Origin of the sequence: Polynucleobacter sp. AP-Titi-500A-B4 (genome assembly GCF_018688095.1) — a bacterium.
In the GTDB taxonomy this organism is placed as follows: Bacteria; Pseudomonadota; Gammaproteobacteria; order Burkholderiales; family Burkholderiaceae; genus Polynucleobacter.
Genome location: NZ_CP061311.1, coordinates 1,746,895 through 1,772,446, shown reverse-complemented (window position 1 = coordinate 1,772,446; position 25,552 = coordinate 1,746,895). Strand labels below are relative to the sequence as shown.

At 46.6% G+C, this 25,552-nt stretch carries 19 protein-coding genes; 7 read left to right on the top strand and 12 right to left on the bottom strand.

Annotated features, from left to right (window positions below; genetic code table 11):
• Window positions 1-19: 19 nt before the first annotated feature.
• From tldD to FD968_RS08855, 3 genes are read right to left on the bottom strand one after another with little or no spacing between them, the layout of a single operon-like run.
• Window positions 20-1,510: a metalloprotease TldD gene (gene tldD / locus FD968_RS08865; protein WP_251367559.1), complete on the bottom strand. Its 1,491-nt coding sequence runs from the start codon at window positions 1,508-1,510 to the stop codon at window positions 20-22.
• 20 nt (window positions 1,511-1,530) lie between these two features.
• Window positions 1,531-2,355: a carbon-nitrogen hydrolase family protein gene (locus FD968_RS08860; RefSeq protein WP_215365662.1), complete on the bottom strand. Its 825-nt coding sequence runs from the start codon at window positions 2,353-2,355 to the stop codon at window positions 1,531-1,533.
• 6 nt (window positions 2,356-2,361) lie between these two features.
• Window positions 2,362-6,489, bottom strand: coding sequence for a YhdP family protein (locus FD968_RS08855; protein WP_215365660.1), 4,128 nt, complete (start codon window positions 6,487-6,489; stop codon window positions 2,362-2,364).
• A 78-nt stretch (window positions 6,490-6,567) separates the two neighbouring features.
• Here FD968_RS08855 and glnE point away from each other — a divergent pair, with 78 nt between their 5' ends.
• A complete protein-coding gene (glnE, locus tag FD968_RS08850; protein WP_215365658.1) occupies window positions 6,568-9,372 on the top strand; it encodes a bifunctional [glutamate--ammonia ligase]-adenylyl-L-tyrosine phosphorylase/[glutamate--ammonia-ligase] adenylyltransferase in 2,805 nt (934 codons plus the stop codon).
• Window positions 9,373-9,378: 6 nt separating this feature from the next.
• On the opposite strand, the gene recN is transcribed toward glnE, so the two are convergent.
• Both recN and FD968_RS08840 read right to left on the bottom strand, forming a co-directional pair.
• Window positions 9,379-11,049, bottom strand: coding sequence for a DNA repair protein RecN (recN, locus tag FD968_RS08845; protein WP_215365656.1), 1,671 nt, complete (start codon window positions 11,047-11,049; stop codon window positions 9,379-9,381).
• A gap of 26 nt (window positions 11,050-11,075) precedes the next feature.
• Window positions 11,076-11,981 (bottom strand): NAD kinase, encoded by a 906-nt coding sequence (locus FD968_RS08840; protein ID WP_215365654.1) that lies wholly within the window; start codon window positions 11,979-11,981, stop codon window positions 11,076-11,078.
• 37 nt (window positions 11,982-12,018) lie between these two features.
• On the opposite strand from FD968_RS08840, the gene hrcA reads away from it, so the two are divergent.
• The 5 genes from hrcA to dnaJ all read left to right on the top strand — a co-directional run bounded on the left by hrcA (window position 12,019) and on the right by dnaJ (window position 18,127).
• Entirely contained in the window at window positions 12,019-13,029 is a 1,011-nt protein-coding gene (gene hrcA / locus FD968_RS08835; protein WP_215365652.1) for a heat-inducible transcriptional repressor HrcA, read from the top strand.
• A 21-nt stretch (window positions 13,030-13,050) separates the two neighbouring features.
• On the top strand, window positions 13,051-14,151 hold the full coding sequence (gene hemH / locus FD968_RS08830; RefSeq protein ID WP_371817762.1) for a ferrochelatase: 1,101 nt from the start codon (window positions 13,051-13,053) through the stop codon (window positions 14,149-14,151).
• Between the two features lie 66 nt (window positions 14,152-14,217).
• Complete coding sequence (gene grpE / locus FD968_RS08825; protein WP_215365647.1) at window positions 14,218-14,766, top strand: nucleotide exchange factor GrpE; 549 nt, start codon at window positions 14,218-14,220, stop codon at window positions 14,764-14,766.
• A gap of 192 nt (window positions 14,767-14,958) precedes the next feature.
• Window positions 14,959-16,890: a molecular chaperone DnaK gene (dnaK, locus tag FD968_RS08820; protein WP_215365645.1), complete on the top strand. Its 1,932-nt coding sequence runs from the start codon at window positions 14,959-14,961 to the stop codon at window positions 16,888-16,890.
• Between the two features lie 100 nt (window positions 16,891-16,990).
• Entirely contained in the window at window positions 16,991-18,127 is a 1,137-nt protein-coding gene (gene dnaJ / locus FD968_RS08815) for a molecular chaperone DnaJ (protein ID WP_215365643.1), read from the top strand.
• On the opposite strand, the gene panB is transcribed toward dnaJ, so the two are convergent.
• The 6 genes from panB to FD968_RS08785 are packed head-to-tail and all read right to left on the bottom strand — an operon-like array spanning window position 18,128 to window position 23,395.
• On the bottom strand, window positions 18,128-18,943 hold the full coding sequence (panB, locus tag FD968_RS08810) for a 3-methyl-2-oxobutanoate hydroxymethyltransferase (protein ID WP_215365641.1): 816 nt from the start codon (window positions 18,941-18,943) through the stop codon (window positions 18,128-18,130).
• A 17-nt stretch (window positions 18,944-18,960) separates the two neighbouring features.
• A complete protein-coding gene (gene folK / locus FD968_RS08805; RefSeq protein WP_215365639.1) occupies window positions 18,961-19,488 on the bottom strand; it encodes a 2-amino-4-hydroxy-6-hydroxymethyldihydropteridine diphosphokinase in 528 nt (175 codons plus the stop codon).
• 52 nt (window positions 19,489-19,540) lie between these two features.
• A complete protein-coding gene (pcnB, locus tag FD968_RS08800) occupies window positions 19,541-20,944 on the bottom strand; it encodes a polynucleotide adenylyltransferase PcnB (RefSeq protein WP_215365637.1) in 1,404 nt (467 codons plus the stop codon).
• Window positions 20,941-21,621: an HAD family phosphatase gene (locus tag FD968_RS08795; protein WP_215365635.1), complete on the bottom strand. Its 681-nt coding sequence runs from the start codon at window positions 21,619-21,621 to the stop codon at window positions 20,941-20,943. Before FD968_RS08795 ends, pcnB begins: the two co-directional genes overlap by 4 nt.
• Window positions 21,622-21,639: 18 nt before the next feature.
• Window positions 21,640-22,395 (bottom strand): DnaA regulatory inactivator Hda, encoded by a 756-nt coding sequence (gene hda / locus FD968_RS08790; protein WP_215365633.1) that lies wholly within the window; start codon window positions 22,393-22,395, stop codon window positions 21,640-21,642.
• Window positions 22,396-22,405: 10 nt separating this feature from the next.
• Window positions 22,406-23,395 carry an AI-2E family transporter gene (locus FD968_RS08785; RefSeq protein WP_215365631.1) on the bottom strand — a complete coding sequence of 330 codons (990 nt, stop codon included), beginning with the start codon at window positions 23,393-23,395 and terminating at the stop codon, window positions 22,406-22,408.
• Window positions 23,396-23,467: 72 nt separating this feature from the next.
• On the opposite strand from FD968_RS08785, the gene purM reads away from it, so the two are divergent.
• Entirely contained in the window at window positions 23,468-24,520 is a 1,053-nt protein-coding gene (gene purM / locus FD968_RS08780) for a phosphoribosylformylglycinamidine cyclo-ligase (RefSeq protein ID WP_215365629.1), read from the top strand.
• A 19-nt stretch (window positions 24,521-24,539) separates the two neighbouring features.
• Here purM and miaA read toward each other — a convergent pair whose 3' ends face one another.
• Window positions 24,540-25,541 carry a tRNA (adenosine(37)-N6)-dimethylallyltransferase MiaA gene (gene miaA, locus FD968_RS08775; RefSeq protein ID WP_215365627.1) on the bottom strand — a complete coding sequence of 334 codons (1,002 nt, stop codon included), beginning with the start codon at window positions 25,539-25,541 and terminating at the stop codon, window positions 24,540-24,542.
• Window positions 25,542-25,552: the final 11 nt, after the last annotated feature.

Below are 25,552 nucleotides of genomic sequence, written 5' to 3'. Positions count from 1 at the left end.
AAGCCGTAATTTGCCAATATCAGGCTGTGCCGCCAACAGTCAGGCTGTCGATCCTTAAAGTAGGCTGGCCAACCCCGACCGGAACGCTTTGACCTTCTTTGCCACAAACCCCAACTCCGCCGTCCAATTTGAGGTCATTACCGATCATGGAGACCTGTTTTAAGGACTCTGGACCACTCCCAATGATGGTGGCGCCCTTGACCGGGTATTGGATTTTTCCATTTTCTACCCAATAGGCTTCTGAGGCGGAAAACACAAATTTACCGCTGGTGATATCTACTTGACCGCTGCCAAAATTGACTGCGTAGAGACCTCGCTTAATGCTGGCAACAATCTCTTGAGGATCATCTTTGCCGGCCAACATATAGGTATTGGTCATCCGGGGCATCGGTAGTGATGCAAAACTTTCGCGGCGTCCGTTGCCTGTTAGTGGCATATTCATGAGTCGTGCGTTGAGACTGTCTTGAATATAGCCCTTTAGGATGCCATCCTCAATCAAGGTAGTGCATTGAGTGGGAGTGCCTTCATCATCGATATTAAGGGAGCCACGACGACCAGATAGAGTTCCATCATCTACTACAGTGACGCCTTTGGCCGCAACGCGTTGACCAATGCAGCCTGCAAACGCAGAGGAGCCCTTGCGATTGAAGTCGCCCTCAAGCCCATGACCGACTGCTTCATGTAAAAGAACGCCTGGCCAACCTGGCCCCATTACGACGGTCATAGGACCTGCTGGTGCAGGGCGTGATTCTAAATTGACGAGTGCGCCATCTACTGCTTCATCAACATAGCGATTGATTAAGTCTGCATCAAAGTAAAGATAGTCATGGCGAGCGCCACCACCTGAAGAGCCAGATTCGCGACGACCGTTTTGTTCTGCAATCACATGAACGGAGACGCGTACCAGTGGACGAATATCAGCCGCAAGCAAACCATCCGCTCTTGCCACTAAGACGACATCAAATTCACCCGCAAGACTCGCCATCACTTGAATAATGCGAGGATCACGGGCTTTCGCACGACGTTCAATACTTTCAAGTAAAGCAATTTTTTCTTTAGGCTGCAATGAATCTAATGGGTTTAGATCAGAGTACAACTTATTCGATACAGGGTTGAATAACTTGCTCGCTACTGCTTGCTTGCCGCCTTCAGGCCCAATTACGCGCGTTGCTTTTGCGGCCTTACTTAAAGCCTCTAAGTTAATTTCATCAGAATAGGCAAATGCAGTTTTATCACCGTAGATGGCGCGTACTCCAACACCCTGATCAATATTAAAACTACCAGATTTCACAATTCCCTCTTCAAGACTCCAACTCTCGCTGCGGGTATGTTGAAAATATAAATCGGCATCATCTAAACGATGAGCGAACATATTGCCAAAGGTGCGATGGAGATCTTGTTCTGATAAACCTGTTGGCTCAAGCAAAATAGATTTGGCTAACTTGATGAGATCCGCCTGCTTTTTGGCTTTTGTCCAATTTGCTGGAAATAGTGCTTCTGGTGCATTCATGTGATTCGGCAGAACTTTCTTTAAAGCTTGCGGTGCGCAAGGGCTGGTAATTGAGAGCGTACCTCGTTTAATTTTTCTTTGCTGAGAAGCCCTGAGATAAAGCCTTCCCCTTCAGGTAAATCAGCCAAGATAGCGCCCCATGGGTCAATCAGCATACTGTGACCCCAAGTGCGTCGTTGATTGAGATGGGTGCCGCCTTGTGCTGAGGCCAAAACATAGCATTGGTTTTCTATGGCGCGAGCACGCAACAGAATTTCCCAATGGCTCATGCCGGTGGTGTACGTGAACGCCGCTGGAATGATATGGCAATCTACAGCGCCCATTGCGCGATAGAGTTCAGGAAATCTCAAGTCATAACAAATGCTCAGACCAAAAGACCACTCTTGATTCTGGTGGAAGATTTTGAGTATCCCCGGCGTATTGCCTGCCTCAATAGTTTCCGATTCTTGGTAGCGCTCGGTTTTAGTTTGAAAACCAAACAGATGAATTTTGTCGTACCGACCGATTTGTTTGCCAGCTGGATCGAATGTCAGCATGGTGTTGAGTACTTTTCCTGGATCTTTTGATTCCAAAGGAATGGTTCCTGCTACCAAGTAAATCTGATTGTCTTTGGCAAAACTGGCCAGACGTTCTTGAATTGGGCCGCTACCAAAGCGCTCTCTGATATTGACTTTGTCAGTATCTTTTAAGCCCATCATACAAAAATATTCCGGGAGTACGACTAGTTGCGCGCCAGCCTGAACGGCAGCGCTAATTAATCTACCTGCCATATCCAGATTTTCCTGAAGATCTGGAGAAGAGATCATTTGAACAGATGCGATTTTCAGGGTAGCCGATGTGCTCATAGGAATTTAGTTGGAAGTTTTAGCGGGACTGCCTAAATTATTTTGGGGTGCTGAGTTTGGGGTGGTATTGGAGCTAGGCTTGCTCTGTTCTTTGAGCAATTCTTTGCTGCGAATAGAATTAAACGTTTTAGAATCTATTGGCTGACCTTTTTGATCCAAGGGCACGATCTCGGGGTCGTCCCAAGAGCCTTGTACTAAATAATCTGATTGCAGGCTACGGTTGATCTGACTTGTCAGAAGGTACTGGCCAACTAAAGCGCCTAAGCCGACGATCGGGTTGATTGCAAAGGCAGCAAGCGAACCTGCAGTAGCGTCAATCGTAGGGAAGATCGTGATCCGTAAATCCTGCGTCTGTTTTGGAATATTAATTTGACCACTCATCGCTACGCGTGCTTGATCAAGGTTCATATTAAATTGATTGGTTTGGGCAACACCATTACTAATATCAAAGTTGCTTGTAATGGAGTTAAAGGGCGTGCCCTTAGTCACAATATTGCCTAGACTGCCTTGTAGGTCTAATGTTGCAAATCTAAATAAGCTCTGGAGGCTAAGAACATCTAAAAGCTTTGCGCCACTAGTGTTCACTTCCAGTAGGCGTCCCTTTTCAAGATTAAGACTGGCCTTTCCTGAGAGGGTTTCGAACTTTGGATTAAAGGGTGAACCATCCCACTCCGCATTCGCACTCACTTTTCCTTGACCACCTTCAATGGATTTTTGGGCAGTCCAATGCGCAATAATTTGACCAGCGTCCTTAACGTCCATATTGATATTGAGAACGCTATGATCAACGGTGTTTTTTGTTGCTCCAATCCATTGGCCTGTGACAGTACTTGAGCCCTGTGGATTATTGGACTGAATAGAATCCACTTTCAAAGTGTTTTCATTCGTCCTAGTTTTCAGTTTGACCTGACCAAGTTGCGCTTTTGACCAGGAGAGATCATCGATCGTTAAATCTAGGCTGGGAATTAAAGCAGGACTTACTGGTTTCTTGGTGGCTGTATTTGCAGTAGGATCAGGGATTGACTCAGGGATTTTGAGTTTGGTAAGGCGTCCGCTGATAAGGCCACTAGTGTTGGTCTTATCAGCCTCATAGTATTGAATTTGGCCCGCAGCTTGTTGCGAGCCCAACCGCATTTCCCACGCACCCTTCTTTTTATTTGCGACGACATTCACATCTTGCCAATGACGCTCCAGTAATGTCAGCTTTTTGACCTGCGCAGTAATTTGAACATTGCTAGAACTTGCTTCTGTATCTTGCACTCGCGCAACTGTCTTGGATTCTAGGAAATCCTGCCATGCATCGAGGTTGAGTTCGTTGCTGATAAGGCTCAGGTGAAAGCCTTGTTGGGGAAGGCTAGGTACCGCGCCAATCCCAAGACCATAACGTAGCTCATCATCGTGATTCAGAACCCCCTGGATGGTGTAGAGATCACCAATTTTTCCAGTCCAGCTCAGTTGATTAGGGCTTGTTTTGTCATTGCTGAAAGTTTTTATGTTGACGTTTCCGGACAAGGGGGTCCCGGCTAATTTCTTAGCTGGAAGTGGCGCATTCATTGACCAGTTCCGAAGATCAAAATGGATATTAGAGTCGCTACCTAATTTATTGAAGCTAATAGTGCCATCATATTTAACCGAGCCATTCATGGCATTCAGTATTGGACTAAGTTGCGAGCGTGAAGTTTTTGCGAAATAGTCTTTTACAAAATTAGCTTGAATGTCGCCTGTAATGTTGAAATTTTGCTTATTACTATTTTGGTCAGTGCTACTAATTTTGATCGAGCCACCAAGAAAGTTTGCGGAAATATCTTCAAATTCAGGGTTGTTCTCGGTGATCCGGATATTGCCTTTGAGATTTTCAAACGGCGGAATGCTGCCCCATTCCGCTTTATTGCCAGGAAGCGTTAACTTCAGATCAACATTGGTTTCAGCAGAACCCGATAGGGGAACCTTTAAGCCAAGATTGAGATTGACTGGCCCACTGACGCGCAGATTTTGCTCAAGCTTTTCTTGTTTTTTTCCGCTAGGAGAGGCGTAGAAATATTCCAACATCTCAGATGCTTGACCTTGGGCGTTACCACTTACGGCAAGAGTTAATTGTTTAGCGCTAACATTAGGAATTTCGGCATGAAATGTATTTAAAGCGACCTGTTTGTAGTTGGCTTTTGTAATATCAACTGTAAAGTTTGAGTTGGTCATTGCAACATTACCATTCACGTTGGTAAAGGTAGACCAAGTCCCTTGATTCCTTGGGAGTTGTGGAACAGGCGTAAAGGCTGCCCCTGCAATCGGAAGATTTAGACTGAACTCACCCTGTTGCTTATCTGGGAATGGAACTTGATTGGGATCACCCTTAATATGAAGTTGCCCATTTTGAATAAGGCCTGCATCAAATGCTTTGCTGAGATATACCCTTGCATCCTTGCCCATGCCAACTGGTAAATAGCGATATGCAGTTTTTGTATTGGCCTTTACGAAGTTCATATCTAAGGCCATAAAGTCAGCCTCTTTGGGATTGCCAATGATGTAGTTAAGGCTGAGGTTGGTAGTGATGTCGGGATTACTTAAAGAAAGTTTTTTGGTGCTAACGACCCAATGCCCTTTTTGTTTAGCCCAACTGATTTGTCCATCTGCGCTGTCAAGGTGAATTTTCGGGTCTTCCAGGAAGTCATAGATCTCTAACCCAAGGTTGCTGGAGTTCAGGGTAAAGCTACCTTCTTTTTGATTGCTAGAAATAAAGCCAGATAAATTGGAGACGGAGGGGATCGATTTATTGATGCCAATAAAGCTAAGGTTGATCAGTTTGGCACTAATCGTGAAGTCCAGCTTATTGGATTTAAACCAGCCGCCAGGAATGTTTAGTGCAGATAAAGCAGATTTACTTTCGGACCAATGAATATCCAAATTCTCTAGATCGCCCTCAGCTTGGGAGGTCTTGATCCATTGATGAACTTTTTTGGAGAGCGGTAGATTGAGTGCAAATAAGGCAACATCTTCTACTGAAATCTTAGGGGAAGAAAATCCAAATTCTTTGATTTCTCCATCGGCACCGGGAGGTCGCCAACGAAAGGTCATTGGACTGAGATTTTCTAGTGGCGCAGATTTTGGACTCTCTACATCCCGCCATGCAAATGTTTTTGTAGAAATGGAGATTAAGCCATCATTTGTTTCTTGAAGAAGGTTGGCCTCGAGCCTTCCCAATGCAATCGCATCTTCACTTTTGGAAGATTGCACTACAAGGTCATCAACTGCGACAAAAAATTCACCACCATCTGGCTTGGCGTTATCAATCTTGATTTTTCCTTTTGAGCTCAGCACCCCTTCTAGAGTATTGAGGCTGAGCTTAAAGTCTTTGGCTATTTGCTTGAGATCTAGGTCTGTCAAATTCCACGAGACGGTGCCAATCCAGTCATGCCAGTTACCTGCTTGACCACCAAGATGATGTACGAAGTCCACCTTGACTTGCGTTGTGCCTTTGGTCCATGGGGTGGTTGTCGTGAGTGAGCCTTCGTGGCTGCGGATGCCGTTATAAAGAGACAAGTTCAAAATCTCAACGGTAGCTGGCGTTTTTTTATTGAGTTGATCATCCCAGATGAGTTTTACCTTGCTGACTTCAATTGCATCTTGTGCAAATAGCCAATTTTCTGCAGAGTAATCACTGGTACCGCCATCAATTGAAATTCCGGCAATCGTAATGGCACCCTTCGCATTTCGTAGCGCATAAATCTCTGCGCCCTCAAAATGAATTTCATGGAAATACGGCGCTAGGTGATAAAAAGATTTCCAGCTGAGCTCGCCATAAATCTTATCGATCATGAGTAATGGCTTCGATTGATCTGATCCGCTGAAGCGCAGACCATCCATTTCAAAGGCGGGCCTAATTCCCGTCCAAGAAACTCGCAGATCCTCTATTGAAACATTTACGCCGACGCGAGCGCCAATGAGTTTTTCAACAGAAGCCTTGGACTTTTCAATTTGAGGCCAAATGACATAACGAACGCCAATGTGGCCAAGAATAAAAAACGCTATAACAAAACCAGCCAGAATCAAGACACGCTTACGCCACCCAGCACCCAAACCTGGAGGACGTTTTGCAAGCATGCTCTTGAGGCGAGGCGGAATGATGTTTTGCAGCATGGGCTCTATTATCCGTCAGGCTCTGCATGACCGCCAAGCATCTGGAGCTTGAATTTAGGTCGGTATTAAGATGGGGGTATGGATGAATTTTCTAGGCAAATTGAGTTTTTAGAGCGGCATTCTAATTACGCTCGTCGTTGGCTCTATGCCAAACCTGAGTGGCGTGAGTGGCTCAAAGCCCATGGATCCCAAAAAATTGATTTATCGGGAATTCAGAGTTTGCTGGAGGCCTGCAAGATTGACGGCCTGGATGGCGACCATGATGAGGCGCAATTTATGGCCGATTTGCGCTTGGCTCGTCAACGTCTGATGCTGTGGCTAGCTTTTCGCGACCTCAATGGCATGGCCAATTTAGATGAGGTTACGCATAGCCTGAGCCATTTTGCTCAGTTGGCAATCGCAGATTCCATTGCATGCATTCGCCAAGATTTGCGAGCTCGCTTTGGCCTTCCCTGGAGTGATTCAACCAATAGTGAGATGCCGTTGATGGTAGTGGGCATGGGTAAGTTGGGTGGGTATGAGCTTAATCTCTCATCCGATATTGATTTGATATTTTTGTATGAGCATGAGGGTGAGACACGGGGCGGACCAAAAAGCTTATCGAATCATGAATGGTTCACCCGTTTAGGCAAGCGCCTCATGAAAGTATTGTCTGAACTGGATGCGAATGGTTTTGTGTTCCGGGTGGATATGCGCTTGCGACCTAATGGCGATTCTGGTCCCTTGGTATGTAGTCTCGATATGCTTGAGGAATATTTGCTGGTTCAAGGTCGCGAGTGGGAGCGTTATGCTTGGATTAAAGGTAGGCTCATCGCGCCATTACCTAGCTCGCATGATTTTCCTTATTGTGAAAAAGCCCTTGAACAACTCATTCGGCCATTTGTGTATCGCCGGCACCTCGACTACGGGGTTATAGCATCCATTCGAGACTTGCATGCGCAAATTCAACACGAAGCCGAGAAACGATCAAGTGGCCATGAGGGTCGCTCTCACGATATCAAGCTAGGACGGGGTGGCATTCGGGAAATTGAGTTTCTAGCACAAATGTTTCAGCTCATGCGCGGTGGCACTGATCCTCGTTTTAGAGTGCAACCCACTTTACAGGCTCTCAATCTCATTAAACAGCGCGGCATATTACCAGCACAAGAGGTAGATGAGCTGCAAGCTGCCTATATTTTTCTGAGGCGACTTGAGCACCGCATTCAGGTTTGGGATGATCAGCAAACCCATTACTTACCAGATGATGAGGCTGCACGTTCACGCTTAGCAGTTGCCATGGACTTTTCGGATGAGTCAAGTTTTTTAGCCGAGCTAGGGCATCATCAAAATAATGTCGCACGCTTATTTGAAAAAGCGTTTCTACTGGATGATGAAAAACGTCTTGATCTTGCTCCGCTAGTTGAAGATTGGGAGCCAGATGTAGCATGGTTCCCACTGTCTTTAATGCGTTGGCAGGCGTGGATTACGAGTTCAAAAGCGAAGCAGTTACCAGAAAAAAGTCGCCTGATTTTCGATAACTTAATACGGAGTGCTGCAGAGATTTTGATGGCAGATACCGCCAATAAGACCACTGCAGATCAAGCCTTATTGCGTTTCTTTGATTTACTTGAGGCTATTGCTAGGCGCAGCGCTTATCTATCGATCTTGGCTGAATATCCAAGAGCCTTATTTAATGTGTTGGCTTTATTGCGCTCTTCCCAGTGGGGTGCGCAGTACCTGACCTTGCACCCACACTTGTTGGACTATCTCCTGAACTCTCGAACTGAGAGATCACTGATAGAGCATCCTGATAACTATTGGCGTGAAGTAAAAGCAAATTTAAATGTTCGCTTAGATGACGTTATGTCTGATGGTGATGGCTCAGAGCAGGCAATGGATATCTTGCGCGTCACCCATCACACCGAAACCTTTATTACACTGCTGGCCGATTTAGGGGTAGGTGTAGAGCACGCGTTGCCGGTGGAAAGAGTCAGTGATCATTTATCTGCATTAGCGGATCTGATTTTGCAAGTTACTCTTGAGCGAGTTTGGCCTTCTGTCGCGAAAAAATTTGGCTTAACTGCTGATGCTGTTCCTGCTTTTGCTGTCATAGCATACGGCAAGCTGGGAGGCAAAGAATTGGGCTACGCCTCTGATCTGGATTTGGTATTTCTATATCAGGCGAGCGAGAATGATTACACAGCCCAAGAGATTTATGCGCTCTTAGCCAAACGCATGATTAATTGGCTTACGACATTTACGGCTACAGGTAGTTTGTTTGAAATTGATACTCGTCTGCGCCCTAATGGTTCGGCTGGGTTCTTAGTGACCAACGTAGAAGCGTTTAAGAAATACCAGATGCGCGAAGGTGACAATGCTGCTTGGGTTTGGGAGCATCAGGCTTTAACCCGTGCTCGCTTTGCTGCTGGCAATCTGACCGTAGGCTCTGAGTTTGATGGTGTGCGTTCTGAGGTCTTGAGTCAGAATCGCAATGTCGATCATTTGCGTACCGAGATTTTGGATATGCGCCGCAAGGTGCATGAAGGGCATCCTAATGGCACCGGTCATTTTGATTTAAAGCATGATGCTGGTGGCATGGTAGATATTGAATTTATTGTCCAGTTCTTAGTTCTGGCGTATTCACATCAGTATCCACAACTGATTAGTAATCTTGGCAATATTGCATTGCTGGGGATTGCTGGTGAAGTTGGTCTGATCGATAGCAGTATCGCTGCTCAAGCTGGGGATGCCTATCGTCTTTTAAGGGCGCGTCAACATCGCTTACGTTTAGATGGTGCAGAAAAAACGCGTATTGACCTTAACGGAGAATCCGATCTTCTAGACGCCAGGGCTTGTGTCTTAGATCTCTGGCTACAAATCTTTAAAGCACCTTCTAGCGTTTAAATCAATTTAATGCTGCTCAAGCAGTTCGCGTGCATGACGACGGGTAGTGTCGGTGATTGTTGCCCCACCTAGCATTCTGGCAACCTCTTCAACTCGCTCTGTTCTGCCCAAGGGCTGGACTTGTGAGACAGTCTTATCCCCGCTTTGAGATTTGCTGACCTTTAGGTGATGGTTGCCTTGGGCGGCTACCTGTGGCAAATGGGTGACACACAGAATTTGATGGGATTGACCCAATTGATGCAGCAACTTGCCAACCGTTTCGGCAACCGCACCTCCAATGCCAGCATCTACTTCATCAAATATGAGGGTTGGGGTAAAGGAAGCTTTGCTAGTAATCACACTAATCGCCAGGCTGATACGAGCAAGCTCGCCACCGGAGGCCACTTTAGCTAGTGAGCGCGGTGTACTGCCTGCGTGGCCCGCCACCAAAAACTCGATTTGTTCAAGACCATGGGATCCGCCCTCCTGTAGTGGTGAGAGTGCAATTTCTAGGCGTCCACCGGCCATAGATAAATTTTGCATGGCATCTGTCACTAGTTGTCCTAATTCTGTAGCCGCTTTCTTGCGTTTCAGGGAAAGTTGCTTTGCTACTTTGAGGTAGCCATCTTCTTCTTGTTTTACTTTTTCACGGAGCACCTCAATATTTTGCGATGCTGTTAGTGCGTCTAAGCGCTCAATAGTTTCCAACAACAGTTTTGGTAAGGCATCTGTTTCGGTGCGATATTTTTTTGAAGCGCCGTGTAGGGCTTGCATGCGTTCTTCAACTTGCTCAAGACGGGCTGGGTCTAGATCTATTTTTTGTAGATAGCGATTGAGGCTATGAATCGCTTCATCTAGTTGAATTTGTGCGCTCTCCAAAGATTCGCTAATGCTGTTCAAAGCTTGGTCATGTTCAGCTAGGGCGCTGATATTTCCGCAAACTTTAGAAAGAGAAGACTCAAGAGAGTTATCAGCATCACTCAAAATTTCTATAGCTTCTTGGCATCCACCAATCAACTTGGCACCATTGGCTAATCTGGCATGTTCACTCTGGATATTGGCCCATTCACCTTCTTGTGGAGAGAGTTCAGTGAGCTCTTCTAATTGCCACTGCAATCTTTCGCGTTCACGCTCAACATCTTGACCTGCATTTTCTGCCTGCTCTAAACGGCGACGTGAGTCATTCAGGGTTTTAAAGGCTTGTGCCACTTCTGTGACTAATGACAGCAAACCTGCGTGACGATCCAAGAGTTCACGTTGCGCACCACCCTTCAGCAGCAGTTGATGTGCGTGTTGTCCATGGATATCCACTAATTGATCGCCAGCCTCACGCAGTTGAGCTAGTGTGGCAACACTTCCATTGATGAAGGCGCGACTACGGCCATTACTCTCTACAGTTCTTTTTAGCAGCAGACTTTGACCATCCTCCTCCATTGGGAAGCCTTGTTCATCTAGCCATTGGCTAAAAGATTGGATCAATTCCGGATCAATTCGAAAGAGTGCAGAAATTTCTGCGCGGGTACTGCCTTCGCGAATTTGACTGCTATCAGCGCGCTCACCCAGCACAAGACTTAGGGCATCTAGCAGTATTGATTTGCCGGCACCCGTTTCACCAGTTAAGACTGTGAAGCCACTAGCAAAGTCGAGCTCAAGTTGATCAACAATGACAAAGTCACGAAGGGAGATGGTTTGAAGCATGTATTAGCGTAGCAAGAAACTCGACATCAGAATGTCGACGGATATTCATTCCAATGCAATTTCTCACGCAATGTCTTGTAGTCGCTGTGATTGCTGGGGTGCAGTAGGGCGATAGTTTTATCAGATTGACGTACTTCAATCTTGTCGCCGCTTTGTAAATTCGTTTGCGATTGCATATCAAAATTGACGATCACTTCTCGACCGTCTACTACCTCAATAACCGTCACACTGTCTTGTGGCAAAACGATTGGCCGATTCGAGAGTGAGTGGGGCGCGATAGGTGCCAGTAATATACCGGCGACGTGTGGATGCAGTATGGGGCCACCAGCAGATAGAGCATATGCAGTTGAGCCTGTTGGGGTGGACACAATCAAACCATCAGAGCGTTGGTTGTACATGAAGGACCCGTTGACATGAACAGCGAGTTCGACCATCCCAGAAATTCCAGAGCGATTGACGACAACATCGTTTAGCGCTAAACCATGATTAATTTTTTTGCCATCACGAAGTACGACAGCATCTAGTAGTGTTCTAGTATCGGCTTCATAGTTACCCGCAATAATTTTGGGCAAGGTAGTGTGAACAGATTGGATCGGAATATCGGTCATGTAGCCAAGGCGACCCATATTGATGCCGACAAGCGGAACATTGCTTCCTGCTAATTGACGGGCAATGCCCAGCATGGTGCCGTCACCCCCCAAAACAACTACGAGATCAATTGCCCCAGCAAAGTCTTTTGCAGTTTTTGTAGGGTAGCCAGTCAAACCAAGGTTAGTCGCTGTCTCAGCCTCAATAAAGACCTCACAGCCCAAGCCCGAGACCACTTTGGCCAGGTCTTTTAGGTGTTCCTCAATACCGTCAGCATGAAATTTGCCAACGAGCGCTACCCGGCTAAAGGCCTTCTTGGAGGAATTTGGGGATGGGCTTAACATATAACGATTAAACCATAGGCATAAAATCCCTTCCACCATGGATGAACGTTCCCGCGCCTTACTAAAAACCCTCATCGAGCGCTATATCGAGGAGGGTCAGCCTATTGGCTCGCGCACACTCTCGAGGTTCTCAGGTCTAGACCTCTCGGCCGCCACTATTCGCAATGTGATGGCGGATTTGGAGGATATGGGTTTGGTGACCAGCCCACATACCTCTGCGGGCCGAATACCTACGCCAAGGGGTTACCGCTTGTTTGTGGATACGATGGTGACGGTGCGTCCGCTTGAGGAATTGGCAGCCCGTGAGGTTGAAAAAGGCCTTTTGCCGGATTCTCCACAAAGGGTATTGAATTCAGCGGCCCAGATTTTGTCTAATCTCACTCATTTCGCTGGCGTGGTGATGACACCAAAGCGCGCCCAAGTTTTCAAACATATTGAATTCCTTCGCTTGGGTGAGGGCAAGATTTTGCTCATCATGGTGACCCCAGAGGGAGATGTGCAAAACCGTATTTTGCCAACCAATCAAGATTACACGCCGAGTCAATTGATTGAGGCGGGCAATTACATCAACGCGCAATTTGCTGGAAAAAGTTTTGAGCAAGTGCGCTTGCATCTCAAATCTGATCTGGATAGTTTGCGTGCAGATATATCTGGCTTGATGGCCCTAGCATTGCAAAGTGGCGTTGCTGATTACGATATGAGTCGTGGCGAGATGGTTCTATCTGGCGAGCGTCGCTTACTCAACGTCGGTGACTTAAGTTCTAACCTGGATAAGTTGCGCAAGATGTTCGATATGTTGGAGCAAAAATCTGTGTTAATGCAATTGCTGGATGTATCTAGCCATGCCGATGGAATTCAAATCTTTATCGGCGGGGAAAGCGATCTTTTGCCTTACGAGGATCTGGCTGTCATCAGCGCCCCATATAGCGTGGATGGGCAGATTGTTGGTACATTGGGGGTTATTGGCCCAACCCGGATGGCTTATGACAGAGTGATTCCGATTGTCGATATCACCTCTAAATTATTGTCTGGCGCATTGAGTTCTTAAAAATATATTTACTAGAGATCCATTACTTTGAATCAAAATCCACACTTACGCGCCTCTAAAACAGCCGTGCTCTTATTAAATTTGGGCACGCCATCTGCGCCAACCCCAAAAGCAGTTAGAGCTTATTTGAAGGAATTTCTTTCTGATCCGCGCGTTGTAGAAATTCCACGCTTTATTTGGTGGTTCATTTTGAATGGCATCATTCTGCCAATTCGCAGCAGTGCTTCTGCAAAAAAATATGCAACGATATGGCTGCCACAACTAGGTTCACCACTCATGCATTACTCCCGCTTACAAGCCAAAGAGTTGGGTGAAAAATTTTCCAATGAAGGCCACACCGTTTTAGTCGATTTGGCAATGCGTTATGGCAAGCCATCCACTCAAGAGGCCCTTGAGAGCCTGAAGGCTCAAGGTATGGAGCGCTTGCTGCTGTTACCTTTGTACCCTCAGTATTCAGCAACAACAACCGCCTCAAGCTTTGATGCGGTATTCCGAGTGTTGAGCACTTGGCGCGATCAACCAGAGTTGCGCTTAGTAAAGCACTATCACGATAATTCTGCCTACATTGCAGCATTGCGCGATCAGGTCTTAAGTTATTGGGATAAGGATGGGTACCCTGATTTTGCAAAAGGCGATCGTTTTGTAATGTCTTTTCATGGTTTGCCTAAGCGAAATTTAATGAAGGGTGATCCTTACCATTGTGAATGCTTAAAAACGGGTCGATTGCTTGGAGAGTCTCTTGGATTGGAGCCAGGTCAATACATTGTGACTTTTCAGTCTCGCTTTGGTAAAGCAGAATGGTTAAAACCCTATACAGCACCAACGATTGAAAAGTTAGGAAAAGAGGGATGTCAGCGTATTGACATTTTTTGCCCAGGATTTCCGGCAGATTGCCTAGAAACACTAGAAGAGATTGCGATGGAAGCCCGCGAAATCTTCCTGGAACATGGTGGCAAGGACTATCGCTATATCCCTTGCTTAAACAGCAATCCCAAGTGGATAGAGGCTCTGAGTGATATCGCTCACCATCATTTGCAAGGCTGGTCTTTGGGGGTTGAATCTGCGGCTGAATTAGCGAAGCGTAATGAAAGAGCTGAGCAGGCCGAGAGAATGAAGTCTTGAAATTGAATAAACTGACCCCATATAGTAAAGCAATAGCACCCATTACAGAAAAGTGAATTCGCGTCCATGACACAAGAAAATCAAAACCCATCACCAGAGCAAGAGAATCCCGCGGTAGAGCCTGCAGTAGATGCCGCTACAGAAACTCCAGCAGCGAAAACACCCGAGCAGGAAATTGCCGAGCTCAACCAAAAGGTCTCTGATTTGCAAGATAATTTTCTGCGCGCTAAGGCTGAGGGTGAGAATATTCGTCGCCGCGCTGTTGAAGATATTGCTAAGGCGCACAAGTTTGCGATCGAGAGTTTTGCGGAGCACTTAGTTCCAGTGACTGATAGTTTGTATGCCGCGTTGAGTACGGATGCCGGTGATGCGAAAGCGTTTAAAGAAGGTCTAGAAATTACCTTGAAGCAGCTTTTGTCTGCCTTTGAAAAAGGCCGTATGACAGAAATTAATCCTGCAGTGGGCGATAAATTTGACCCGCACCACCATCAGGCGATTGCCTCTGTGCCATCTGAGCAGGAAGCCAATACCGTGGTTTCAGTGCTTCAAAGGGGTTACACCGTGGCAGATCGGGTCCTCAGACCAGCTTTAGTGACGGTGAGCGCCCCGAAATAAATTAAAAATTTAGGGCTAAAACCCTAAAAAAGGCATAAAAAGGGCAGATTTCTGCCTTTTTTGCCATTTCACCCCTTGAATTCCCCTTTTTAGACCCCATTTATTCGGTATTGGAATATTCGTGGCAATTCATTTGAATCGCCTAAAACAACCTAGAAGTACAACAAAGTAACTTAATTTTTTGGAGCAATTATGGGAAAGATTATCGGTATTGACTTAGGAACCACCAACTCGTGCGTTTCAGTCGTTGAAAACAATGCACCTAAAGTTGTCGAGAACGCAGAAGGCGCTCGCACAACTCCTTCCATCATCGCCTACGTTGAAGATGGCGAAGTATTGGTTGGTGCGCCTGCAAAACGTCAGTCAGTGACGAATCCTAAGAACACTATCTACGCAGTGAAGCGTTTGATGGGTCGTAAATTTACTGATCCTGAAGTACAAAAAGATATTGGGCTCATGCCTTACGCAATTATTCAAGCAGACAATGGTGATGCTTGGGTATCAGCACGTGATAAGAAAATGGCGCCACAGCAAGTTTCTGCTGAAATCTTGCGTAAGATGAAAAAGACTGCTGAAGATTATCTCGGTGAAGAGGTGACTGAAGCAGTGATTACTGTTCCTGCCTACTTCAATGATAGCCAACGTCAAGCCACTAAAGACGCTGGTCGTATTGCTGGTTTGGATGTCAAGCGCATCATTAACGAGCCAACAGCAGCTGCCCTGGCTTTCGGCCTGGACAAACAAGACAAAGTGGATCGTAAGATCGCTGTGTATGACTTGGGTGGCGGTACATTCGATGTGTCCATCATTGAGATTGCTAACGTGGATGGTGAGAAGCAATTTGAAGTGCTCTCTACCAACGGCGATACCTTCTTGGGTGGCGAAGACTTTGACCAGCGCATCATTGACTGGATCATTGCTGAGTTCAAGAAAGAACAAGGTGTTGATTTGAGTAAAGATGTTTTGGCATTGCAACGTTTGAAAGACGCTGCTGAAAAAGCCAAGATCGAATTGTCATCTGCACAACAAACAGAAATCAATTTGCCATACGTGACAGCTGATGCTAGCGGTCCTAAGCATTTGAACTTGAAGTTGACTCGTGCTAAGTTGGAGTCTTTGGTTGAGGAATTGATCAACCGTACAGCTGGCCCTTGCTTAACTGCCATTAAAGATGCTGGTGTAAACGTAGCCGATATCGATGATGTGATTTTGGTCGGCGGTCAAACTCGTATGCCTGCGGTTCAAGACAAAGTAAAAGAAATCTTTGGCAAAGAGCCACGCAAAGACGTAAACCCAGATGAAGCGGTGGCTGTTGGTGCTGCGATTCAGGGCTCTGTATTGTCAGGCGATCGCAAGGACGTATTGCTCTTGGACGTTACCCCACTCTCATTGGGTATCGAAACTCTTGGTGGCGTCATGACCAAGATGATTCCAAAGAACACTACGATTCCTACTAAGCATTCACAGGTTTACTCTACTGCGGAAGATAATCAGCCTGCCGTAACCATTAAGTGCTTCCAGGGTGAGCGTGAGATGGCTGCTGCTAACAAGTTGCTCGGTGAATTCAACCTCGAAGGTATTGCACCTGCACAGCGGGGTATGCCACAAATTGAAGTGACCTTTGATATCGATGCCAATGGTATTTTGCATGTCACCGCAAAAGACAAAACCACTGGTAAAGAGAACAAGATCACCATCAAGGCAAACTCTGGTTTGACTGAAGAAGAAATTCAACGCATGGTGAAGGATGCTGAAGCCAATGCCGCTGAAGATAAGAAAGCATTAGAACTAGTCACTGCTCGCAATACAGCGGATGCCTTGGCTCACTCTACTAAGAAGGCCTTAGAAGAGCACGGTGCTAGCTTAGAGGCTGCGGAAAAAGAAGCAATTGAAGCGGCGCTCAAAGAGTTGGATGAGGCGATCAAGGGTAGTGATAAAGAAGCGATTGAAGCCAAGACCGAAGCTTTGGGTAAAGCCAGTCAGAAGCTGGGTGAAAAAGTCATGGCTGCTGAACAGGCTAAAGCTGGTGCAGCTGCGGGTGCTGCTCCTGGCGGCGAGCAAAAAGCGGCTCCAGACGCTGATGTAGTTGACGCTGATTTCAAAGAGGTTAATGACAAGAAGTAATTCTGAAATCAGATATTCATTAACGATATTTTGAAGTACTTAAATAACAAGTCGGCCTCGTGCCGACTTGTGTCATTGAGGTTGTTGAGAGGAATAGGCCGTGCCTAAAAGTAAACGCGATTTTTATGAAGTGCTTGGTGTAGCAAAAGGTGCCAGCGACGAAGAGCTTAAGAAAGCCTATCGCAAAATGGCAATGAAGTATCACCCTGATCGCAACCCCGATAGTAAAACGGCTGAAGCTCAGTTTAAAGAAGTCAAAGAAGCTTATGAAACACTAACTGACCCTAATAAGCGCGCTGCTTATGATCAGTATGGTCACGCTGGTGTTGATCCATCTATGGGCGGAGGCTTTGGTGGCGGAGGATTTGGTGGTGGTGGATTCGCCGATGCCTTTGGCGACATCTTTGGCGATATCTTCGGTCAAGGTGGCGGCCGTCACGGCGGCCCGCAAGTCTATAAAGGCGCTGATTTACGCTACAACATGGACATTACGCTTGAGCAGGCTGCCGAAGGCTACACCACTCAAATTCGTGTTCCTAGTTGGAGTAATTGCAAACCTTGCCATGGCACTGGCGCTGAACCGGGTTCAAAAGCAGAGAAATGCTCTACTTGTGATGGTCATGGTCAAGTCCGTGTCCAGCAAGGTTTCTTCTCGATGCAACAGACTTGCCCCAAGTGTCGCGGCACTGGCGAATATATTCCGAAGCCTTGCAAAACCTGTCATGGCACAGGCAAACACAAAGAACAAAAAACCCTTGAGATCAAAATCCCTGCAGGCATTGATGATGGTATGCGCGTGCGCTCAGTCGGTAACGGTGAGCCTGGTATTAACGGCGGCCCATCTGGCGATCTCTATGTAGAGGTTCGCGTTAAGCCTCATAAAGTGTTTGAGCGCGACGGCAGCGACTTGCACGTGCAGATGCCAATTTCGTTTGCGACGGCAACGATTGGTGGCGATATTGAAGTGCCAACCCTCTCAGGGCGCGTGGAATTTCCAATTCCGGAAGGAACACAAACTGGTAAAACTTTCCGTTTGCGTAATAAAGGCATTAAAGGTCTACGCTCCAGCTTAGTAGGCGACTTATTTGTTCATGTGCTGGTGGAAACGCCGGTGAAATTGACGGATGAGCAAAAGAAATTGCTGCAGCAGTTTGATGAAAGCCTCAAATCTGCGGGCGATAAACATAGCCCTCAACAAAAAGGCTGGTTTGACGGCGTCAAGAGTTTCTTTAGTTAATTAGCCAGCAAAGCCGTGCTCAAGTCCGGGGAACTTTCCGGACTTCACTTCGCGCACATAGGCTTTAATAGCAGCTTCTACGGAGTGGTGACCTTCCATAAAGTTCTTCACGAACTTGGGAGGTCTACCTGGGCTGATGCCCAACATATCTTGCAATACCAATACTTGACCTGAGCAATCAGGGCCAGCGCCAATGCCAATTGTTGGAATGTGTAACTCAGCGGTAATTTTTTCGCCTAGAGTTGATGGGATCGCTTCCAGCACTACCATTTGAGCACCAGCTTCTTGGCATGCAAGTGCTTGCTCCAACATATGGGTTGCGGCATCTTTTGATTTGCCCTGAACTTTGTAGCCCCCCAAAAGATGAACCGATTGAGGAAGCAATCCAAGGTGAGCGCAAACTGGGACGCTACGCTCTACCAGGTAGCGAATGATATCTACTTGCCAATCACCGCCCTCTAGCTTCACCATATCAGCACCAGCACGCATCAGTTCTGCAGCAGAATCTAAAGCTTGTACTGGATCGCCATAGCTGGCAAATGGTAAATCAGCAATCAGAAAAGCGTGAGTATTGGCACGAGCCACACATTCTGTGTGATAAGCCATTTGCTCTACAGTGACTGGGGTTGTACTGGAGTGCCCTTGAATCACGTTGCCCAAAGAGTCGCCAATTAATATGACCTCGACCCCACAGCGATTCAACAATGCAGACATCGTCGAATCGTATGCGGTAAGCATAGTAATTTTTTCTTGCTCGGCATGCATCGCCAAGAGCTTAGTAATCGAAATTGGCTTGTCGCCTTGTAAGTAACCCATGGCGAGAGTTTAATGAATTAATGGGCCGTTTGGCTATAAACGGCTTTTTCCCCGCAATTGCAGTTACGGCAAGGGAGTTTTTCGATTCTTTGATGGGCGACTTTGGGTAAGTAGGCCTTGAGTTCGCCAAAATTGGGTAGGAAAAAATCAGGAGCGATTTCTAAGAGGGGCAGCAGAACAAATGAGCGCTCAATGATTCTTGGATGGGGAAGCATCAGCTCAGTCTCATTTTGGGTAACGCCCTCAAAAGACAAAATATCTAAATCTAGAGTGCGAGGTGCATTCGCATAAGGACGCTCTCTACCAAACTCTTGTTCAATCGCTTGGCAAACATGAAGTAAGCCATAAGGACTTAACTGAGTTTCGATTTCAATGACAGCATTGATGTAATCCCCACCAACAGCTTCAACTGGCGCGCTCTGATAAAAACAGCTCTTGGCAAGAACATGTAATTCTGTGCGTTGTGCAAGACAGACGATGGCGTCAGTGATGAGCTGACGAGTGTCGCCGATATTGCCACCAAATCCGATAAATGCTCGTGCCATACGATTCCAAACTAGAGATAAAACTACTTTACTGAAATTTCTCTAAGTCTGCTTAGCTTGCCAACGGTTCAGGTGGGGTGGCTGATTTGGGTTTCCGCCGGCGGCGTCTTTTGGCGGGAGAGCTGGCACTGGAGCCGGATTCATTTTTGGCGCTCGCCATTAATTCCTCTTGCCCAGCAGGGTCGGCAGCAATGAAGTTCGTCCACCACTCTCCTAGGGCTGGGTTTTGCTCCCCAGTCGCACAACGCAGTAGCATGAAATCATAGCCTGCCCTAAAACGGGGCGATTCGATTAATCGGTAAGGATAGCGTCCAACCCGTTTTTCAAAGCGAGGCTGCATAGACCAGATTTCTCGCATATCGCTTTCAAAGCGACGTTGAATCGTCATCCCACTGCTTTGGGTGGCAATTGTGTCATCCATTGCATCGTGAAGTGCTGGGATATTCGACATTCCTGAAGCAATGTTGGCTTTCCAGTTCTTGAGAAGGTCTGGCCAGAGCAAAGTAGCAAATAAGAATCCTGCTGAAACACTCTTGCCAGATTGAATGCGTTGATCAGTATTGGCTAGTGCTAACTTTACAAAATCATTTGCACCCTTGGAAGATTCACTGTTATCAAGGATGTGGTCTAAGAGTGGTAGCAGGCCATGATGAAGGCCTGCATCTCGCAGTCCTTGAATCGCTGACCAAGAGTAGCCTGACATTAAGAGCTTGAGAATTTCATCAAAGAGTCTGGCAGATGGCACGTCTTGCAATAGCTTACCTAACTTAGCGATGGGTGCACGAGTATCGGCATCTAAACTAAATCCGGTCTTAGCAGCAAAACGTATTGCTCTGAGCATGCGTACTGGATCTTCGCGATAACGCTTTGCGGGATCACCGATCATACGTAAAGTCTTCTTTTGCATATCTACCATGCCGCCGTGATAGTCGAGGACGGTCTCGGTAGATGGGTCGTAATACATGGCATTAATTGTGAAGTCGCGACGTGCAGCGTCCTCCCCTTGGGAGCCCCAAACGTTGTCGCGCAAAATCCGACCACTTTCTGCTACATGGTCACCAGCGTTATCTAGCAGGGCTCTAAAGGTTGAAACCTCAATAATCTCTGGGTGACCTTTGCCAAAAAAAGTCACGTGCACAATTTGAAAGCGACGACCAATGAGGCGCGCCTTCCGAAATAATCTTTGTACTTGGTCTGGCGTTGCATTGGTAGCAACGTCAAAATCTTTCGGACTAATACCTAAGACCAGATCGCGCACCGCACCACCTACGATGAAAGCTTCATAACCTGCCTGTTGCAAGGTTTGAGTCACCTTCACAGCATTTTTGGAAAGCAGGTGAGGGTCAATACGATGTGTCTTTTTGGGAATGTGTTTGGGTGCACCCGTATTGTTTGCTTGCGCATGCTTGACCATAGGGTCACGACGCAAGATACGTTTAATGAATTTAGTGATCATGCAAACAGCTCAAGAATAGGCCAGCCACGCTTTTGCGCTTCGCTGCGTAAGCGATCATCGGGATTGGTAGCGACGGGATGACTAACTTTCTCAAGCAGCGGTAGGTCATTCATAGAATCTGAATAGAAATAGCTGCATGGTAATTGAGACAAGCTTAGCTTTTGCTTGCTTAGCCAGTCCTGAAGATTCTGAATCTTACCTTCACGAAAGTTGGGCGTACCTTTAATTTCACCAGTGAAGTTGGCTAGAGGGCTGCCATCCATAGTTGCGGGCTCTGTAGCAATCAAATGCTCAATACCAAAGCTCTCGACGATCGGACGGGTCACGAAGCTATTGGTCGCAGTGACGACGCAGCATAAATCTCCTGCATCTTGATGCTGCTTTACTAAATCGATTGCTTTCTGGCGAAGCTGTCCTGTAATGACCTCTTCCATAAATTGGTCATGCCATTCTTTTAATTGAGCGCGTGAATGCTCTGATAAAGGTTTTAAGGCAAAGCGCAAAAACTCATGAATATTAAGTTTGCCGTCTTTGTAGTCTTGATAGAAGCGCTCGTTTTTGCGAGCATAGTCTTCACCATCAACAACGCCTAGGCGTGCTAAGAATTGACCCCACTCATAATCGCTATCGCAGGGCAGTAAGGTGTGATCTAAATCGAAGAGGGCTAGCTGGGTCACAAATTTAGTATGGATAAATTATTTAGGCTGCAATAGCTCGCGCACTAGGGGCAAGGTTACAGCACGTTTTGTTTCTAAAGAGTAGGCATCTAAAGCATCAATGAGGGCCATTAAATTCGGCATATCGCGATAAAAGCGGTTTAACAACCACGGTAATACATCAGGCGATAAGACGAGCCCTCGAGCTTTGGCTGCTTGCTCCAAGGCTTGTATTTTCTCATCATCATCTAAAAGTTGGGTTTGGAAGATTAAACCCCATCCTAGACGTGTCCTAAGGTCTTCACGCAGAGTGAGATTGGCTGGGGCAGCGTTTCCGGCCATAAAGATGTGAATATTTTTACTTGCCTGTACCTCATTTAGGATGCGAAAGAGAGCGCCAACCAAGCGCTCATCCAAACGATCTACGTCATCCACAGTAATGACTGAGGCTACATTACTGTGGACTAGGGCTGGTAACTTTTCTTCAAGACGCACCCAAGTCGTTGGCTCATTGGGATTTAAGGCAAAGTATTCAAGATCGGCAATGTCAGCTGCACTCGTCATGGCCCTGAGTAAATGAGAGCGACCAGAGCCTTCGGGTCCCCACCAATACATCCAGCGATGATTTAGTGGATTATTGGAAAGTTGTTCGCTAGAGTTTTGCCAAGAGTTGCAAAGTGTTTTTAGCGTTGAAATCAGCGCATGATCTTTGCCAGGCAGATAATTTTCGAGACTTGCTTTGGGGGTATGGCTGATGTCTAAAGCGAATTGTCTTGGAAGCGAAGGTGTATTCATTAAAACAAAATTATTTTTGATACCAAGAGCTTTGTGTATACACAGACCAGAGGTATTGAACCAGTACTAAGCTCACGGCACTAATTGGCAATGCCAATAGGACGCCAAAGAAACCAAAGAGTTTTCCGAAGAGGAGCAAGGCGAATAACACGGCCACTGGATGCAGGCCAATACGCTCACCAACCAGGCGGGGCGTTAGGACAAAGCCTTCAAGGAACTGTCCCAGACCATACAACACTAGAACGCCAATCAATTCTTGCTGTGGACCAAATTGCAAAAGCGCAGACACAATAGCCAAGCTAAATCCCAATGTAATCCCAATGTAGGGAATCACAATCATGAGCGCAGTAAAGATACCTAGGGCAACTGCACCTTTGATACCGATGATGCTCAGACCAATACTATAAAAAGCAGACATGATCGAGATCACAATCACCATGCCATTGAGATATTGCGAAAGTAGACCATCAGTGTGCATTGCTAAGTGATGCACAGTTTCTTGGGCGCGCACAGGAACCAGTGTTTTGACTAGTCCAAAGAAGTGATCCCAATCGATGAGCAAATAAAACATGACAAACACGATCAAAATGGCATTGACGAATGCACCAATCACGGAGCTGCCTGACATGAGCACCGTTTCAAAAGTACCGGTCACCAATGCATCAGCGTTGTCGCTAATGTGCGCTGAAATTTTGTGAGATGCAGATGCTTTTAAAGCCCCCCAATCAACATTGAGATGGAGGTCGGTTAATTTGGGTCCAAGCCAAGCTTGAGTATTCGCAATCCATTCAGGCAATTGCGCCTTAATGAGAGGAATTTCGGTTTTGAGGAGTCCAACAAAAAGACTCAAAATCGCAATGACCACGGCCAAGCCAAGGATTACCGTCAGGCCGGCAGCAACAGCCGAAGGAATGCGGCGCCCTTCCAGCCATAGAAAAGCGGGCCTTAGGATGTAGGCCAGGATGAATGCAGCCAGAAAAGGGGTAAAAATTTCAGCCATTACGAGTAATCCTCTAGAATTCAATGATTCTACTGACCCAGTAGCATTTTTTACTAATATTCCAGCCAAGACATGACCTCACCTACCAATTCTTCCTCAAAAGGCCTTTCCTACCGTGACGCTGGCGTCGATATCGACGCTGGTGATGCCTTGGTTGACCGTATTAAGCCTTTGGCTAAAAAGACCATGCGAGAGGGTGTTTTAGCTGGTATTGGTGGTTTTGGCGCCCTTTTTGAGGTGCCTAAGCGCTACAAAGAGCCAGTTTTAGTTTCGGGAACTGATGGTGTTGGTACAAAACTACGCTTAGCTTTTGAGTGGAATCGTCACGACACGATCGGCCAAGATTTGGTTGCGATGAGTGTGAACGACATTTTGGTTCAGGGTGCTGAACCTCTCTTCTTCTTGGATTACTTTGCTTGCGGCAAGCTCACGGTAGATACAGCAGCAACAGTTGTTGGTGGGATTGCTAAAGGTTGTGAATTGTCTGGTTGCGCATTGATCGGTGGTGAAACTGCAGAAATGCCTGGCATGTATCCTCCAGGTGAATATGACTTAGCTGGCTTCGCGGTAGGCGCAGTTGAAAAATCTAAAATCATTACTGGTAACACTATTGTTCCGGGCGATGTGGTTTTAGCAATTGGTTCGAGTGGCGCACATTCGAACGGTTACTCATTAGTGCGCAAAATTATTGAACGTGCTGGCGCAAAACCCAGCGATGATTTAGGCGGTCGCCCATTGGGCGATGTTGTGATGGCACCTACAGAAATTTATGTGAAGCCATTACTCAAATTAATCTCTGAGATCGATGTTAAGGGCATGGCCCATATTACTGGCGGTGGTTTGGTCGATAACGTACCACGCGTCTTGCCAGAAAATACACAAGCAGTGCTTCATCGCAGTAGCTGGCAAATGCCAGATCTCTTCCGTTGGTTGCAGATGAAGGGTGGCGTTGCAGATGCAGAGATGGTGCGTGTATTTAACTGCGGTATTGGCATGGTGGTGATTGTTGCCCCAAGCCAAGCAGATACTGCGATCAAATCATTAACTACTCAAGGTTTAAAGGCGTGGACTGTTGGTGAAGTAGTGGAGCGCCCTCAGGGTGCGCCACAAACTATCGTGATCTAAGACGATAGTTGCTCGTTTATTACTTTAGGTTTTTCTTGCAGTAATCCAAGGCCGCCTTCAGCTCTTCAGGGTTGAAGGGGTCAAAAGTATTTCTACCCGCGATGGCTCTAAGCCAAGTCAGTTGCCGCTTCCCCAGTTGTCTTGTCGCAGCCAATGCTTTGTAGCGCATTTGCTCAGCATCAATATCACCATTGAGATATTCCCAGGCTTGTCGATAGCCTACAGAACGAATAGCTGGTAGATCTGCATGCAATTCAGAATTGTTTCGCAGTACCCTGACTTCATCTAAAAACCCTGAGACTAGCATTTCATCAAAACGCTTTTCTAAATTTTGATGTAGACGTTTGCGATCGCTAGGTTCTAGTGACACCAACTTAATCCAATCAGGAATAGCAGAGCCTTCTCTACCATCCTCGCTGGGTGAATCAGCTAGCAATGCAGACATCGGTTTGCCAGTAATTTCAAATACCTCAAGTGCGCGTTGTACACGTTGAGAATCATTTGGCTTTAGTCGAGCAGCACTTTCTGGATCTATCTTTGCAAGCTTGGCATGCATGGCAGGCCAGCCTAGAGTTTTACCTTCTTCGTCTAGGCGAGCACGTATCTCGGGATTAGCGGTTGGCAAGGAAGAGAGACCGTGCGCCCATGCTCTCCAATACAACATCGTTCCACCAACTACTACAGGGATATTTCCGCGATTCTGAATTTCTTCGCAGAGTCGTTTTGCATCGTTAGCAAATCTTGCCGCTGAATACACCTCAGTAGGTTCAAGAATATCAATCAGATGATGAATGACTGCAGCTCGTTCTGCTTGAGTTGGTTTCGCACTGCCAATATCAAGGCCGCGATAGACCAGGGCGGAGTCCATGCTGATGAGTTCAATCGTGAGGCCAATCGATTTGGCATACTCCGCCAAAGACATGGCGAGATGGGTTTTGCCTGCACCGGTAGGTCCCACAATACATAGTATTGGATTTGCTGCTGGTGACTGCATAGGCTGAATGTAGGGTTCAGTTTGCATGCCTCATTATA